The sequence below is a fragment of the Frigoribacterium sp. CFBP 8754 genome (assembly GCF_014841815.1).
GTDB classification, from domain to species: domain Bacteria; phylum Actinomycetota; class Actinomycetes; order Actinomycetales; family Microbacteriaceae; genus Frigoribacterium; species Frigoribacterium endophyticum.
The window spans coordinates 1-14,928 of record NZ_JACYUO010000006.1 but is presented as its reverse complement, the minus strand read 5'-3'; the positions used below and the strand labels follow the sequence as shown (position 1 = coordinate 14,928).

15 protein-coding genes are annotated in these 14,928 nt (G+C 74.3%); 11 read left to right on the top strand and 4 right to left on the bottom strand.

What is annotated here, in order from left to right; translation table 11 throughout:
• Positions 1-24: 24 nt before the first annotated feature.
• The gene (locus IFT72_RS13845) at positions 25-1,227 is read left to right on the top strand and encodes an ROK family protein (RefSeq protein WP_235491229.1); all 1,203 of its coding nucleotides are present in this window, start codon (positions 25-27) and stop codon (positions 1,225-1,227) included.
• A 103-nt stretch (positions 1,228-1,330) separates the two neighbouring features.
• Here the strand turns inward: IFT72_RS13845 and IFT72_RS13840 are convergent, their stop codons facing one another.
• Together IFT72_RS13840 and xylB are read right to left on the bottom strand one after the other, a co-directional pair.
• Positions 1,331-2,053 carry a metal-dependent transcriptional regulator gene (locus IFT72_RS13840; RefSeq protein WP_167261663.1) on the bottom strand — a complete coding sequence of 241 codons (723 nt, stop codon included), beginning with the start codon at positions 2,051-2,053 and terminating at the stop codon, positions 1,331-1,333.
• Positions 2,054-2,148: 95 nt separating this feature from the next.
• Entirely contained in the window at positions 2,149-3,615 is a 1,467-nt protein-coding gene (gene xylB / locus IFT72_RS13835; RefSeq protein ID WP_192046784.1) for a xylulokinase, read from the bottom strand.
• Between the two features lie 123 nt (positions 3,616-3,738).
• Here xylB and IFT72_RS13830 point away from each other — a divergent pair, with 123 nt between their 5' ends.
• Positions 3,739-5,025: an adenylosuccinate synthase gene (locus IFT72_RS13830; RefSeq protein WP_056056131.1), complete on the top strand. Its 1,287-nt coding sequence runs from the start codon at positions 3,739-3,741 to the stop codon at positions 5,023-5,025.
• Positions 5,026-5,078: 53 nt separating this feature from the next.
• On the opposite strand, the gene IFT72_RS13825 is transcribed toward IFT72_RS13830, so the two are convergent.
• Positions 5,079-5,687, bottom strand: a complete 609-nt coding sequence (locus IFT72_RS13825) for a maleylpyruvate isomerase family mycothiol-dependent enzyme (protein WP_162240268.1) — start codon at positions 5,685-5,687, stop codon at positions 5,079-5,081.
• Positions 5,688-5,763: 76 nt separating this feature from the next.
• On the opposite strand from IFT72_RS13825, the gene IFT72_RS13820 reads away from it, so the two are divergent.
• From IFT72_RS13820 to IFT72_RS13805, 4 genes are all read left to right on the top strand, one after another.
• Positions 5,764-6,390 (top strand): GNAT family N-acetyltransferase, encoded by a 627-nt coding sequence (locus tag IFT72_RS13820; protein ID WP_192046783.1) that lies wholly within the window; start codon positions 5,764-5,766, stop codon positions 6,388-6,390.
• 21 nt (positions 6,391-6,411) lie between these two features.
• A complete protein-coding gene (locus IFT72_RS13815) occupies positions 6,412-6,831 on the top strand; it encodes an organic hydroperoxide resistance protein (RefSeq protein ID WP_056056163.1) in 420 nt (139 codons plus the stop codon).
• 136 nt (positions 6,832-6,967) lie between these two features.
• Positions 6,968-7,324 carry a chorismate mutase gene (locus tag IFT72_RS13810; RefSeq protein ID WP_056056136.1) on the top strand — a complete coding sequence of 119 codons (357 nt, stop codon included), beginning with the start codon at positions 6,968-6,970 and terminating at the stop codon, positions 7,322-7,324.
• A gap of 5 nt (positions 7,325-7,329) precedes the next feature.
• Positions 7,330-8,421: a beta-propeller fold lactonase family protein gene (locus IFT72_RS13805; protein WP_162240269.1), complete on the top strand. Its 1,092-nt coding sequence runs from the start codon at positions 7,330-7,332 to the stop codon at positions 8,419-8,421.
• Between the two features lie 17 nt (positions 8,422-8,438).
• Here IFT72_RS13805 and IFT72_RS13800 read toward each other — a convergent pair whose 3' ends face one another.
• Positions 8,439-9,005, bottom strand: coding sequence for a TetR/AcrR family transcriptional regulator (locus tag IFT72_RS13800; protein ID WP_185231079.1), 567 nt, complete (start codon positions 9,003-9,005; stop codon positions 8,439-8,441).
• 114 nt (positions 9,006-9,119) lie between these two features.
• On the opposite strand from IFT72_RS13800, the gene IFT72_RS13795 reads away from it, so the two are divergent.
• From IFT72_RS13795 to IFT72_RS13775, 5 genes are all read left to right on the top strand, one after another.
• Positions 9,120-10,652 carry an MFS transporter gene (locus IFT72_RS13795; RefSeq protein ID WP_192046782.1) on the top strand — a complete coding sequence of 511 codons (1,533 nt, stop codon included), beginning with the start codon at positions 9,120-9,122 and terminating at the stop codon, positions 10,650-10,652.
• 139 nt (positions 10,653-10,791) lie between these two features.
• Entirely contained in the window at positions 10,792-11,874 is a 1,083-nt protein-coding gene (locus IFT72_RS13790; RefSeq protein ID WP_056056142.1) for a 3-isopropylmalate dehydrogenase, read from the top strand.
• A gap of 25 nt (positions 11,875-11,899) precedes the next feature.
• Positions 11,900-13,021, top strand: a complete 1,122-nt coding sequence (locus IFT72_RS13785; RefSeq protein WP_056056143.1) for a branched-chain amino acid aminotransferase — start codon at positions 11,900-11,902, stop codon at positions 13,019-13,021.
• Positions 13,018-13,788 (top strand): fumarylacetoacetate hydrolase family protein, encoded by a 771-nt coding sequence (locus IFT72_RS13780; protein ID WP_056056144.1) that lies wholly within the window; start codon positions 13,018-13,020, stop codon positions 13,786-13,788. Before IFT72_RS13785 ends, IFT72_RS13780 begins: the two co-directional genes overlap by 4 nt.
• Positions 13,789-13,798: 10 nt before the next feature.
• Positions 13,799-14,821 carry a putative sulfate exporter family transporter gene (locus IFT72_RS13775; RefSeq protein ID WP_192046781.1) on the top strand — a complete coding sequence of 341 codons (1,023 nt, stop codon included), beginning with the start codon at positions 13,799-13,801 and terminating at the stop codon, positions 14,819-14,821.
• Positions 14,822-14,928: the final 107 nt, after the last annotated feature.

Here is a 14,928-nt window from a genome sequence, read left to right as displayed (position 1 = left end):
GAACGACGAAGGGGGGGCGGCATCGTGACGATCGACCAGGTCGCGCGGACGGAGGGCGCTCGCCAGTCGAACCTGGCGGCCGTGCTCGGCCTCGTGCACGCTCGTGGCCCGCTCTCCCGGTCGGAGCTGACGCGCCTGACCGGCCTCAACCGCTCCACCATCGCGACGCTCGTCGGCGACCTCGTCGACCGGCAGCTGGCCCACGAGGCGGACCCCGTGGGGGTCTCGCGCGTGGGGCGGCCGAGCCCGGTCGTCGAGGCGCGCTCCGACGTCGTGGCCTGGTCGGTCAACCCCGAGATCGACGCGGTGACCGTCGGGGCCGTGGGCCTCGGCGGGGCCGTCCGCGCGAGGGTCCGTCGCGAGACGGCGAGCGTGCCCACGGCCGCCGAGGCCGCCGCGCTCGCCGCGGAGACCATCGACGAGCTGCGCCAGGTGCTGCGGAGCAGCGGGGGAGTGGTGGCCGAGGTGGGCGTCGGCGCCGCGGTGCCGGGCCTCGTCCGGGCCGATGGCGGCCTGGTCCGCCTCGCGCCGCACCTCGGCTGGGTCGACGAGCCGTTCGCGGCCCTCGTCTCGGAGGCGACCGGCCTGCCGACCGAGGCGGCCAACGACGCGTCGCTCGCGGCGATGGCCGAGGGCCGCTTCGGGGCCGGGCGCGGGGTCGACGACCTGGTCTTCCTCAACGGCGGCGCGAGCGGCGTCGGCGGCGGCGTCATCGCGGCGGGCCGACCGCTCGCCGGGGTGGGCGGCTACGCCGGCGAGATCGGCCACACCCTGGTCAACTCGGTCGGCCGGCTCTGCCACTGCGGCGCCACCGGCTGCCTCGAGACCGAGGTGGGCCAGGCCTCGCTGCTCGCCGCGACCGGCCTGTCGCGCGCGCAGGCCGACGAGCTCGACGCGGCCCTGCAGGAGGCGCGCCCCGGCTCCGAGGCGCGGGCCGAGGTCGAGCGCCAGGTCGACCAGCTCGCGGTCGCCCTGCGCACGGTCGTCAACGCCTTCGACCCGTCGATGATCGTGCTCGGCGGGTTCCTGGGGTCGCTGCTCGCCGCCGCCCCCGATCGCCTGCTCGACCGGGTCACGCGGCAGGCGCTGCCCGGCCCGGCCGACGACGTCAGCATCGTGCGGGCACAGCTGGGCGCGGACCGCCTGGTGATCGGGGCGGCCGAGCTCGCCTTCGCGCCGCTGCTCTCCGACCCGGCGTCGGCCTCGCTGCCGCGCACGGCGCGCTAGGCCCGGCCCCGGCCTGCGGCCCGGCCTGCGGCCCCGTCCTGCGGCCTGCGCCGGCCCGGTCAGGACGGCGGCCCGATCCGCCTCCGCCCGACGGGCGGCGTGGTCAGGCGTGCGTGTGCGGCTCGGAGTTCGCCCACACCGACGAGGCGGCCGCGCCCGCGAGCTCGACGGTGCCGAGCGGCCGGTCGTGCACGTCGGTCAGCACGACCTCCATCGACCCCGCGTAGTCGCGGCGCTCGCCGACGCGCACGTGGGCGCCGACGCGCAGGTCCAGCGAGGCGAGGTAGCGCAGCAGCTCGGGCTCGTCGTCGGAGACGCGGACGACGAAGCCGCACTCGCCGCTCGCGAACTGCTGCAGCGGGTGCGCGACGGGCCGGGTCACCGTGCCGTCGGCGGCAGGGATGGGGTCGCCGTGCGGGTCGGCGGCCGGGCGGCCGAGCTCGACGTCGAACGCCTCGAGGAGGCGGTCGCTGACCGCGTGCTCGAGCACCTCGGCCTCGTCGTGCACCTCGTCCCAGCCGTAGCCCAGCCGCTCGACGAGGTAGGTCTCGATCAGGCGGTGGCGGCGGACCATGCCGACCGCGACGCGCCGCCCGAGCTCGCTCAGCGCGATGCGCCTGTAGGGCTCGTAGTCGATGTAGCCGTCGCGCTCGAGCTTGCGCAGGTTGCCCGACACGGTCGAGGCGCCGACGCCGAGCGTCGCCGCGATCTCGTTGGTGGTGATGCCCCGGTCGCCCTCGCCGGCGGCCCACTCCTCGGCCTTCCAGATGACCTTGAGGTAGTCCTCGGTCATCGTGGAGGGGGTCGGCTGGGCGTCCGTCGGCATGTCACCGATCCTAGGTGTCGCCGCCCGGCCGACCCGGCCCGCGCCTCCTGGCCCGCCCGCTCGGCGGCCGACCCGGCCCGCGCCTCCGGCCCGCCTCAGCCGCGGGGCAGCGACCCGAGCTGCTGCGCCGCGCGGTACCGCGCCGCGATGGCGGGCACCGGCGACGCGTCGGCCGACGACCGGATCGCGACCTCCCACCGGGGGCGGCCCCCGGTGAGCGCCCACGCCGCCTGGCGTGCGGCCCCGTCGGCGACGTACTCGCCCGGCGACGGCACCGAGACGGGCACGTCGAAGACCTGGGCCGCGACGGCCTGCACGGCCGGGTTGAGCGCGGCCCCGCCGATGAGCAGCACGCGGTGCACCTCGACGCCCTGGTCGCGGACGGCGGCGGCGCCGTCGGCCAGCGCCGAGAGCATGCCCTCGACCGCGGCGCGCGCGAGGTTCTCGCGGGTCGTCGAGGCCAGGGTCAGGCCGGCGAGGGTGGCCGTGGCGCGGGGCAGGTCGGGCGTCCGCTCGCCCTCGAAGTAGGGCACCAGCGAGACCCCGCCCGAGCCGGGCTCGGCGGCGAGGGCCAGGCGGGCGAGCTCGTCGTGGTCGACGCCGAGCAGCGCCCCGATCGACGAGAGCACCCGGGCGGCGTTGAGGGTCGCGACCAGGGGCAGGAACCCGCCGGCCGCGTCGGCGAAGCCCGCGACCGTGCCGCTGGGGTCCGCCACGGGGTGGTCGGTGACGGCGAAGGCGGTGCCGCTCGTGCCGATGCTGATCACGAGGTCGCCGACCCCGGCGTCGAGGCCGAGCGCGGCGCCCGCGTTGTCGCCGGCGCCGGCCGCGACCACCAGCCTGGCCGGCACGCTCGCGTGGGCGACCGTCGTGCCCGCCGCCTCCGACGGGCCGAGCACGCGGGGCAGCACGACGCCCGTGCCGTCGCCGCCGGCCACCCGGCCGGGGCGGCCGAGCGCGCGCTCGAACAGCTCGAGGTCGTAGCCGTCGTCGGCCGGGCTCCAGTACGAGGTGCCGCTCGCGTCGCTGCGGTCGGTCACGAGCTCGTCGAGGTCGGGGCCGAGGGGCGAGGAGTCGCGGGGCCCGTACCCGAGCAGCCGCCAGGTCAGCCAGTCGTGCGGCAGCGCCACCGCGGCCACGCGCTCGGCGGAGGCCGGCTCGGCGTCGCGCAGCCACCGCAGCTTCGTCGCGGTGAAGGAGGCGACCGGCACCGTGCCGGTGCGCCGGGCCCACTCGTCGGCACCGAGCTCGTCGACGAGGTCGCGCGCGGCGTCGGCGCTGCGGGTGTCGTTCCAGAGGAGGGCGTCGCGGACGACCTCGCCCTCGGCGTCGAGGGCGACCATGCCGTGCTGCTGGCCGGCGACCGAGATCGCGTCGACGTCGTCGAGGCCGCCCGCCGCGGCGATCGCCTCGAGCAGCGCGGCCCACCAGGCCGACGGGGCGACCTCGGTGCCCTCGGGGTGCCGCGCGCTCCCGGAGCGCACCAGCGCACCCGACGACGCGTCGCGGACGACGACCTTGCAACTCTGGGTCGAGGAGTCGACCCCGGCGACGAGACTCATGGTGGGTAGTTTGTCGTACCGCGCAACGAATGCGCCAGCCCCGGCCCCGACCGGCGTGGCGCACCTGTCGGTAGACTCAAGTGCACCTCACCCGGTGCAGTCCCCCGACGTGAGGAGCCCCCCATGCCCGCAGTAGTGATCATCGGTGCCCAGTGGGGCGACGAGGGCAAGGGCAAGGCCACCGACCTGCTCGGCAGCCGCATCGACTACGTCGTCAAGTTCAACGGCGGCAACAACGCCGGCCACACGGTCGTCATCGGCGACCAGAAGTACGCGCTGCACCTGCTGCCCTCGGGCATCCTCTCGCCCGGCGTCACCCCGATCATCGGCAACGGCGTCGTCGTCGACATCGAGGTCCTCTTCGACGAGCTCGACGCGCTGATCGCCCGCGGCGTCGACGTCTCGCGCCTCAAGGTCAGCGCCAACGCGCACGTCATCACGCACTACCACCGCACGCTCGACAAGGTGACCGAGCGCTTCCTCGGCAAGCGCCAGATCGGCACGACCGGTCGCGGCATCGGCCCGACCTACGCCGACAAGATCAACCGCGTGGGCATCCGCGTGCAGGACATCTTCGACGAGGGCATCCTGCGGCAGAAGGTCGAGGCGGCCCTCGACCAGAAGAACCACCTGCTCGTCAAGATCTACAACCGCCGGGCCATCGAGGCCGACGAGATCGTCGAGTCGCTGCTCTCGTACGCGCCCCGCCTGAAGCCGATGGTGGCCGACACGGCGCTCGAGATCCACCAGGCGCTCGAGGCCGACAAGACCGTCCTGTTCGAGGCCGGCCAGGCGACGATGCTCGACGTCGACCACGGCACCTACCCCTTCGTGACGTCGTCCTCGGCGACCGCGGGCGGCGCTTCCACCGGCTCCGGCATCGGCCCGGGCCGCATCGAGCGCGTCATCGGCATCGTGAAGGCGTACACGACCCGCGTCGGCGCCGGGCCCTTCCCGACCGAGCTGTTCGACGCCTCGGGCGAGTTCCTGCGCGCCAACGGCTTCGAGTTCGGCACGACGACCGGCCGCCCGCGTCGCTGCGGCTGGTACGACGCCCCGATCGCCCGCTACTCGGCCCGCATCAACGGCGTCACCGACTTCGTGCTGACGAAGCTCGACGTCCTCACGGGCCTCGAGACGATCCCCGTCTGCGTCGCGTACGACGTCGACGGCGTCCGCCACGACGAGGTGCCCGTGTCGCAGAGCGACTTCCACCACGCCGTGCCGATCTACGAGGAGTTCCCCGGCTGGTCGGACGACATCACCGGCGCTCGCGAGTTCTCCGACCTGCCTCAGGCCGCTCAGGACTACGTGCTCGCCGTCGAGGCGATGAGCGGCGCCCGCATCTCCGCCATCGGCGTCGGCCCCGGCCGCGACGCCATCGTCACGCGCCACGACCTGCTCGGCTAGGCGACCGCCCGCCCCCGCGGCCGCGCCGTGCCCCCTCAGGAGGCGCGGCGCGGCTAGACGACGCTGAAGCCGTCGGTGAGGCGGCCGCGCCCCGTCAGCGCGAGCAGCACCTCCTCGCCGTGCCCCTGCATCGTGGCGGCGCGCGCCGCCAGCGCGGCCGTGTCGGCGACGGCGGTCGCGGGCAGCGTGTGCGGCAGCCCGGTCGCCCGCGAGAGGTCGATCGTGTGCACGACGAGCTCGAAGACCCGGGTGCGCAGGTACTCGTCGAGGGGGATGCCCATGCCGCCGATCGAGACGATCCGGTTCGAGAGCGCCCGGGCCAGCGCCGCCCGCGAGTCGGCGAGGGCCGCCGCGACGACGGTGGAGGGGGAGTCGCCGAGCCAGGCGCCGGCCTCCACGCCGCGCTGGAACACGCCGTCGGCGTCGGTGAACTGCGAGGCGTAGGCCGAGTACCAGGCCTCCGCCGAGGGGATCGTGACGTCGCCCGGCTCGTCGAGCGCGAGGTACGTCGAGACCGTGAGCACCGCGCGCGAGGCGTGGCCCGCGAGGTCGCGGACGGTCCAGCGGCCGAGCCCCGGCTGGCTCCACTGCTCGGGGCCGACGCGCGACAGGAGGTCGACGAACGACTCGGCGGACTGGCTGAAGGCGGCGGCGGGGCTCATGGCCACGATCATGCCGGACGCACGCCGGTGCCGCTGCCCGCTCGACGGCGACGGCGAGTGCTGGCAGCATCGGGGGATGACCGCCACGCGTCCGCCCCTCGTCCCGCTCGTGGGCCGCCACGTCGTCGTCGAGCCGATCACCCCCGACGACCTCGCCGAGCTGCACCCGGCCATCGCCCGCCCCGAGGTCTTCGCCGGCGGGTGGGGCGGCGGCTCGGCGGCGTTCCGCGCCGACCTCGAGGGCTGGTCGGCCTTCATGCGGGGCTACCTGCTGTGGGGCACGGGCAACGTCTACGGGGTCCGGCTCGTCACCGACGGAGAGCCGGGGCCCCTGGTCGGCACGACGACCCTCGCCGAGTTCCAGCTCGAGAACGAGAGCGCGCACCTGGGCTGGACGGCCTACGCGCCCGAGACCTGGGGCACGGCGGTCAACGTCGAGACGAAGCTGCTCGTGCTCGGCACGGCCTTCGAGCACGGCCTCGGCCGCGTGCAGATCCAGGCCGACGCCGCGAACGCTCGGTCGCGGGCCGCGATCGTCAAGCTCGGGGCGACCCCCGAGGGCGTCCTCCGGCGCACCCAGCCCCGGGCCGACGGCACGTGGCGGGACACCGCGGTGTACTCCGTGCTCGCCGATGAGTGGCCGCGCGTGCAGGAGGGTCTCACGGCGCGCCTCGCTGCCCATCAGCAACCGTCCAGACTCTAGGTCGACCCTGGAGCCATGACACTGGAGATCGCCTACACCGCCATCGCCCACGCCACCGGGGGCGGCCGCGACGGCCACGTCCGCAGCGAGGACGACCGTCTCGACTTCGAGACCCGCCCGCCGAAGGAACTCGGCGGCAACGGCGAGGGCACCAACCCCGAGCAGCTCTTCGCGGCCGGCTACGCCGCCTGCTTCCTCAGCGCGATGCACTCCGTCGCCCGTGGTCTCGGCGTCGACACGAAGGACAGCTCGGTCAGTGCGAGCGTCGGCATCGGCTCGAACGGCGAGGGCGGCTTCGGCCTCGCGGTCGAGCTCGACATCTACACGCCGAACGTCCCCGCCGAGCGTCGCCAGGAGCTCGCCGACGCCGCGCACCACGTCTGCCCCTACTCGAACGCCACCCGCGGCAACGTCGAGGTGACGCTGACGCTGGTCGACTGACCCGCCCGCTGCACCGCAGCACCGCNGCGCCTCCTCGTCCGTCCGCCCCCGTGGTGGCCCCTGCCCCACCGGACGCTCCGTGTCGAGCCCCTCGTCCCGCCCGTCGGGCGCGGGGCGTCGCCGCTAGGCTCGGCCCATGGCACTCGACAGTCCCCTCGGGGCGGACAGCCCCCTCAGCGACGACGACAAGACCGCGATCGAGCAGCTCTCCGGCATCCGGCAGAGCATCGACAACATCGACGCCGCGCTGGTGCACCTCCTCGCCGAGCGCTTCAAGTTCACGCAGTCGGTCGGTCACCTCAAGGCCGCGGCGGGCATGCCCGCGAGCGACCCCGAGCGCGAGCGCGTGCAGATCCAGCGCCTCCGCCAGCTCGCCGAGCAGTCGCACCTCGACCCCGCGTTCGCGGAGAAGTTCCTGAACTTCATCGTCGGCGAGGTCATCCACCACCACGAGCGCATCGCGGCGGACGCCGCGGCGACGCCGGGCGAGTGACCGCGGTGAGCGACGGCACGGCGCCCGAGCAGGAGCCGACGGGCCCGCAGGGGCCGGTCACGGCGGGCCCCGCGTCAGCGGCCGCTCCCCAGCGCCTCTACATCGGCTCGTACACCGCCTCGAGCGGGGGCTCGGGCACCGGCATCACCGTGCTCGAGCGCAGCGCGCCCGGCTCGCCCTGGCAGGCGGTGCAGACCGTCGAGGCCGACGACCCGTCCTTCCTCGTCGCGACGGAGGGCGCCCTGCACGCGGTCTCCGAGACGACGGAGGGGCGGGTGCTGTCGTACACCGTCTCCGCTGGCCAGCTGGTCGCCGCCTCGAGCGCCGCGGCGGGCGGGGCCGCTCCGTGCCACCTGCACCACGACCCGGCCTCCGGTGCGCTCGTCGTCGCGAGCTACGTCGGCGGCACCGTGGGCGTGCTGTCGAGCGACCCCTCGCACCCGAGCCGCGTCGTGCGCACCCTCGCGCTGCCCTACGGCCACGGCCCCGTCCTCGAGCGCCAGGAGCGGCCGCACGCCCACCAGGTCGTGTCGACCCCGTGGGGCACCACCCTCGTGAGCGACCTCGGCACGGACCGCCTCGTCGAGATCGTCGTCGACCCCATCTCGCTCGACCCCGAGATCGTGGCCGTCCACCCGTTGCCCTCCGGCGCCGGGCCGCGCCACCTGGCCTGGCTCGACGACGGCCGGCTGGTCGCCGTCGGCGAGCTCGACGCCCGGCTGCACGTGCTGCGCCGGGTCGAGGGCAAGCTCGTGCTCGACCACTCGATCGAGGTCTTCGAGGGCGCGGCGTCGACGCCGGGCGTGCTGCCCTCGCACCTGGCGGTCGACGCCGGCCGCGTGTACGTCGCGACCCGGGGGCGCGACACCATCAGCGTCTTCACGGTGGGCGACGACGAGCGGCTGCGCCTCGTCGGCGAGTCGTCGTGCGGGGGCCGGTGGCCGCGCCACTTCGCGATCACGCCGGGCGTGCTCTACGTCGCGAACCAGGGCTCCGACACGGTGGCGGTGCTGCCGCTCGACCCCGAGACCGGGGTGCCGGGCGAGCCCGTCGACGTGTTCTCGCTGGGCAGCCCCGCCTGCATCGTCGCCGTCTGAGGGCCAGGGCCGGGGGCCTAGACGCTCCGGCGCGCCAGGCCCTGCAGCAGGCCGATGACGTCGCCGATCGGCGCGCGGGCGGCCGCGGGGTCGACCGTCGCCTGGTCGAACGGGCCCGGGGTGAACCAGAGGCCGTCGGCGACGAGGCAGACGAGCCGGGCGACGACCGGGTCGCCCACCTCGTCGAGGACGACGTCGTACCACCGGCGCTGCATCGCGCTCAGCGCCTCCACCGCCCGGGGCCACCGGCCGCTCGACGCGAGGTTCGTGACGGCCGTGATGCACCGGTCGAAGGGGTCGTCATCGGCCACCGCGTCGGGCGAGGAGGTGCGGATGAAGTAGTCGACGGCACCGTCGGCGGCGCTCGTCATCGCCGTGACGTCGGCGTCGATCAGGGCCTCGAGCCGTTCGACCAGGCCGTCGACGAGCGCCTCGCGCGAGGGGAAGTGGTAGAGCAGGCCGCCCTTGGAGACGCCCGCCTCGGCGGCCACCGCGTCGAAGGTGGCGGTGCGCTCGCCGCTGGTCGTGACGAGGTGCTCGAAGGCGTCGAGCATCTGCTCACGGGCTGACGGACGGGGACTCATCCTGTTACTGTACCGTCTGGACGGTCTGCTGTACCGTCCGGACGGTACAGCTGGAGCGCGACGCCCCGCTGCACCCCGCTGCACCCCGACGAGCCACGAGACCGAGGACCGACCATGACCACGACCGCCCGCCGCCCCGCCGCCGTCCCCGAGCGCGCCGGCACGCGTCAGTGGGCCGCGCTGGTCGTCCTCATGCTCCCCGTGCTGCTCGTCTCGGTCGACAACACCGTGCTGAGCTTCGCCCTCCCCGAGATCTCGACGGCGCTCCGGCCCTCGGCCGCGGCCCAGCTCTGGATCGTCGACGTCTACTCGCTGGTGCTGGCCGGCCTCCTGGTGGCGATGGGCTCGCTGGGCGACCGCTTCGGCCGACGTCGGCTGCTGCTGATCGGGGCCTCCGGGTTCGCCCTCGTCTCGCTCGCGGCCGCCTTCGCCCCGACCGCCGAGGCCCTGATCACCGCCCGCGCCGTGCTCGGCTTCTTCGGCGCGATGATCATGCCCGCCACGCTCTCGCTGCTCCGCAGCACGTTCACCGACCGTGACCAGCGTCGGCTCGCCATCGCCATCTGGGCCAGCGGCTTCGCGGCGGGCTCGGCCCTCGGCCCCGTCGTGGGCGGGGTCCTGCTCGAGCACTTCGCCTGGGGCTCGGTCTTCCTCATCGCGGTCCCGGTGCTGCTGCCGCTGCTGGTCGGCGCCCCGCTCCTCCTCGTCGAGAGCCGCGACCCCGCACCCGGGCCGTTCGACGCGGTGTCGGTGCTGCTGTCGCTGACGGCCATGGCGCCGGTCGTCGCCGCGGTGAAGCAGCTCGCGACGCACGGGCCGGGCCTCGACGTCGTGCTCCTGGCGGTGCTCGGCGTCGCCTCGGGCTGGCTCTTCGTCCGACGCCAGCTGCGGCGCGAGCGCCCCCTCCTCGACGTGCGGCTCTTCACCTCGCCGGTCTTCGCGGGCTCGGTCGTCGTGAACCTGCTCGCGGTCGTGGCGCTCGTCGGCTTCCTCTTCTTCACCACGCAGCACCTGCAGCTCGTCGTCGGGCTCCGCCCGCTGCAGGCCGCGCTGACCCTGCTGCCCGGGCTCGGCGCGATGATCGTCGCCGGCCTCGTGGTCGTGCCGATCGTGCGGCACGTCAGCCCGCGCACCATCGTCGCGACCGGCCTCGCCGCGGCCGCCGTCGGGTACGCCCTCGTCTGGCTCTCCGGGGCGGGCGCCCCGGTCGGCGTCTTCGTCCTCGCGTTCGCGCTCGTCGGGGCCGGGGTCGGCGCCGCCGAGACGATCTCGAACGATCAGATCATCGCCGCCGTCCCCGCTGACCGTGCCGGTGCGGCGTCCGCGGTGTCGGAGACCGCGTACGAGGTCGGCGCCGTGCTCGGCACGGCCGTGCTGGGCAGCATGCTGACGGCGATCTACCGCGGCTCGCTCGTCGTGCCCGCCGACGTGCCCGCCGAGGTCGGCGACGCCGCCCGCGAGACCCTGGGAGGCGCGGTGGCGGCCGCCGACGCCCTCGACGGCTCCGTGGCCACGCGCCTCCTCGACGCCGCGACCCACGCCTTCGACGCTGGCCTCGTCACCACGGCGGCGGTGGGGGCCGGCGTGATGCTGCTCGCCGTGGCGGTGTCGCTGGTGTCGCTCCGGCGCGCGTCCGCGAGCGACTGACCCCGCGCCTCCCGCGGGCCCTCCGGGGCGGTCGGCGGCGTCGTCGCGGCGGGCTCCCCGGGGCGGGCCGCGGAGGTCCGTCGGCGTCGCCGGTCGTGGGTACAGTAGAGCCGTCCACCCCGATCCGTGCAGGAGCCCCATGTCGCGAACCGTCAGACTCGCCGCCGTCCCCGGCGACGGCATCGGTCCCGAGGTCGTGGCCGAGGCTCTGAAGGTCCTCGAGGTCGCTGTGGGCGACGAGGCGACCTTCGAGGTGACCCCCTTCCACCTCGGCGCGGCCCGCTACCTCGAGACGGGCGACGTCCTCACCGACGACGACCTCGCGGCGATCGCCGCGCACGACGTCGTGCTGCTCGGCGCGGTCGGCGGCGACCCCCGCGACCCGCGCCTCGCGGGCGGCGTCATCGAGCGGGGGCTGCTGCTCCGGCTGCGCTTCGCGCTCGACCACTACGTGAACCTCCGCCCCACGACGACGTGGCCCGGGGTCCCGTCGCCGCTCGCCGACCCCGGCACCGTCGACTTCGTCGTCGTCCGCGAGGGCACCGAGGGGCCCTACGTCGGCAACGGCGGCTCCCTCCGCACGGGCACGCCGCACGAGATCGCCAACGAGGTCAGCGTCAACACGGCGCACGGCGTCGAACGCGTCGTCCGGTTCGCCTTCGAGAAGGCCCGGTCGCGTCGCGGTCGCCTGACCCTGGTGCACAAGACCAACGTGCTCGTCTTCGCGGGCAGCCTCTGGCAGCGCGTCGTCGACGCGGTCGCCGCGGAGTACCCCGACGTCGCGGTCGACTACCAGCACGTCGACGCCGCCACGATCCACCTGGTCGTCGACCCCGCGCGGTTCGACGTCATCGTCACCGACAACCTGTTCGGCGACATCCTCACCGACCTCGCCGGCGCGATCAGCGGCGGCATCGGCCTCGCCGCCTCCGGCAACCTCAACCCCTCGGGCGAGTTCCCGAGCATGTTCGAGCCGGTGCACGGCTCGGCGCCCGACATCGCGGGGCAGCAGAAGGCCGACCCGACCGCCGCGATCCTCTCGGTGGCGCTGATGCTCGAGCACCTCGACCTCCCCGAGGCCGCCGACCGCGTGCACCGCGCGGTCGAGGCCGACATGGCCGACCGTGCCGCCGCCGGCGGCGGTGCCCCCGTCCGCAGCACCGCCGAGATCGGCACGGCCGTCGCCGACCGCGTCGCCGCCCTCACCACCTCCGTCGCCTGACGCCGCCCCGTCCGAGAAGAGCACCATGACCACGACCGACGACACCGCCTCGTCCACCGAGTTCGGGCTGAGCTTCGAGCTCACGCCGTCCGAGACCGTCCGCGCCGACGCCGAGCGCGAGGCGATCCTCTCCGACCCCGGGTTCGGCAAGCACTTCACCGACCACATGGTCTCGATCCGCTGGACGGTCGACGAGGGCTGGCACACGGCCCGCGTCCACCCGTACGGCCCCCTGCAGCTCGACCCCGCGGCATCCGTCCTGCACTACGCGCAGGAGATCTTCGAGGGCATGAAGGCCTACCGCCACGCCGACGGCTCGGTGTGGTCGTTCCGGCCGGACGCCAACGCCCGTCGGCTCCAGCGCTCGGCCCGGCGCCTCGCGCTCCCCGAGCTCTCGACGGAGGACTTCGTCGAGAGCGTGCGGCAGCTGGTGCGCATCGACGAGTCGTGGGTGCCGTCGGCGCCCGAGACGAGCCTCTACCTCCGGCCGTTCATGATCGCCAGCGAGAGCTTCCTCGGCGTGCGGGCGGCTCAGCAGGTCGACTACCACGTCATCGCCAGCCCGGCCGGCGCGTACTTCAGCGGCGGCGTCTCGCCGGTGTCGATCTGGCTCACGACGAACTACGCCCGGGCGGGCAAGGGCGGCACCGGCGCCGCGAAGACGGGCGGCAACTACGCGTCCTCGCTGCTGCCGCAGCAGGAGGCCTACGAGAACGGCTGCCAGCAGGTGCTGTTCCTCGACTCGTCCGAGAGCTCGTACATCGAGGAGCTCGGCGGCATGAACGTGGTGCTGGTCTACGCCGACGGCACCCTGGTCACCCCCGACAGCGACTCGATCCTCGAGGGCATCACCCGCGACTCCGTCCTGGAGCTGGCGGAGGCCCGGGGCCACCGGGTCGAGCGTCGACGGGTCACGATCGACGAGTGGCGTGACGGCGTGGCGAGCGGCGAGATCGTCGAGGTGTTCGCCTGCGGCACGGCCGCGGTCGTCGTGCCGATCGCCGAGCTCAAGGGCGAGGGCCTGCACATCGGATCGCCCTCGGCCGAGGGCGGTCCGCTCACGATGTCGCTGCGCGAGGAGCTCACCGACATCCAGTACGGGCGTCGCGACGACGTCCACGGATGGATGACGAGGCTCGACGCATGAAGATCGCACGGTTCGCGACCCCCGGAGAAGACCCCCGCTACGGCATCGTCGACGAGCGCGAGCTGATCGTGCTCGCGGGCGACCCGATGTACAGCGGCTACGAGACGACCGGCGAGCGGGTGTCTCTGCGCTCGGCGAAGATCCTCGCCCCGGTGATCCCGCGCTCGAAGGTGGTGGGCGTCGGCCTGAACTACCACGACCACGCCGACGAGCTGGGGCAGACCCCGCCGGAGGCGCCGCTGCTGTTCCTGAAGCCGAACACGACGGTCATCGGGTTCGGAGACTCGATCCAGCTCCCGCCCGACGTCGGCCAGGTCGACTTCGAGGGCGAGCTCGCCATCGTGATTGGCTCGATCGCGAAGCGGGTGAAGGCCGAGGACTACCAGAGCGTGGTGTTCGGCTACACGATCGCGAACGACGTGACCGCCCGCGACGTGCAGCAGTCCGACGGGCAGTGGACGCGAGCCAAGGGCTACGACACGTTCCTGCCGCTCGGGCCGTACATCGAGAACGAGCTCGACTGGACCGACGTGACGATCGAGACGCGGGTGGACGGCGAGGTCAAGCAGCGGGAGTCCACGCTGCAGATGATCCACAAGATCCCCGAGTTGATCGAGTACGTCACCGACGTGTTCACCCTGCTGCCGGGCGACGTGATCCTGACCGGCACCCCCGCCGGCATCGGTCCGTTCACGGCCGGCGAGACTGTCGAGGTCGCGATCTCGGGCATCGGCTCGCTGATCAACCCGGCCAAGAACCGGGTCTAGGCACCATCTCGTGACGACCCCGAGCAGTGCCGTCGAGCGCCCGCGCGCCGCATGGCTGCCCGGGGTCGCCGCCGCCGCGGGGGCCGCGGTCGTCGCCTGGCTCCTGCACCTCGCGATCCCGGCGGTGCCGGTGCTCACCGCGAGCGTCCTGCTCGGCATCGTCGTCGCCCAGGTCCGACCGGCTCGGCGGTGGCTCGACGGGGTGCTCGCCCCGGGGCTCGCGCTCTCGGCCCGTCGGCTGCTGCGCATCGGGGTCGTCCTGCTCGGGCTGAAGCTCAGCCTGGTCGACGTCGCGTCGCTCGGGGGCGTCACCATCGCCGCGGTCGTCGGCATCCTGGTCTCGACCTTCGCCGTGACGTGGGCGCTGGGCCGATGGGCGCGTCTCCCGGGTGACCAGCCGTTGCTGCTGGCGGCCGGCTTCTCGATCTGCGGGGCGTCGGCGATCGGAGCGATGAGCGCCGTCACCCGTGACCGCGGCAAGGACGCCGCCACCCCCGTGGCCCTCGTGACCGTGTGCGGAACGGCCGCGATCGTGGTCTTGCCGGTGGTCGGCCGTGCGGTCGGCCTGACCGACGTCGAGTTCGGTGCGTGGACGGGGGCCAGCGTGCACGACGTCGGCCAGGTCGTGGCCACGGCGCAGACCGCCGGCGCCACCGCCCTCGCGATCGCGGTCGTCGTCAAGCTCACCCGTGTGGTGATGCTCGCGCCGGTCGTTGCGATCACGTCCGCGGTGGTCCGTCACCGCGGGGGCAGCTCCGGCACCCGACCGCCGCTGGTGCCCCTGTTCGTGCTCGGCTTCCTGGCCGCGGTCGCCGTCCGCACGCTGGTGGACCTGCCGGAGTCGGTGGTCACCGGAGCCGACACCGTGCAGACCGCGCTGCTCGCGCTCGCACTCGTCGGGCTCGGCGCCGGCGTGCGGCTCGAGCGCCTCGCCCGTACCGGAGGCCGCGCGGTGCTGGTCGGCCTGGGCTCGTGGCTCTTCATCGCGGTGCTCTCGCTCGTGGTCGTCCGGATGCTGCCGCTCGGAGCCTGATCGACCCTCCTGCCGCTCGGCAGGAACGCCCCTGGGCGGCCGTGTGCGGCTCTCTGCCGAACGTTCACGCGTTGGACCCTTGATTTTCCGGGGTTGGTGGTTGCGAC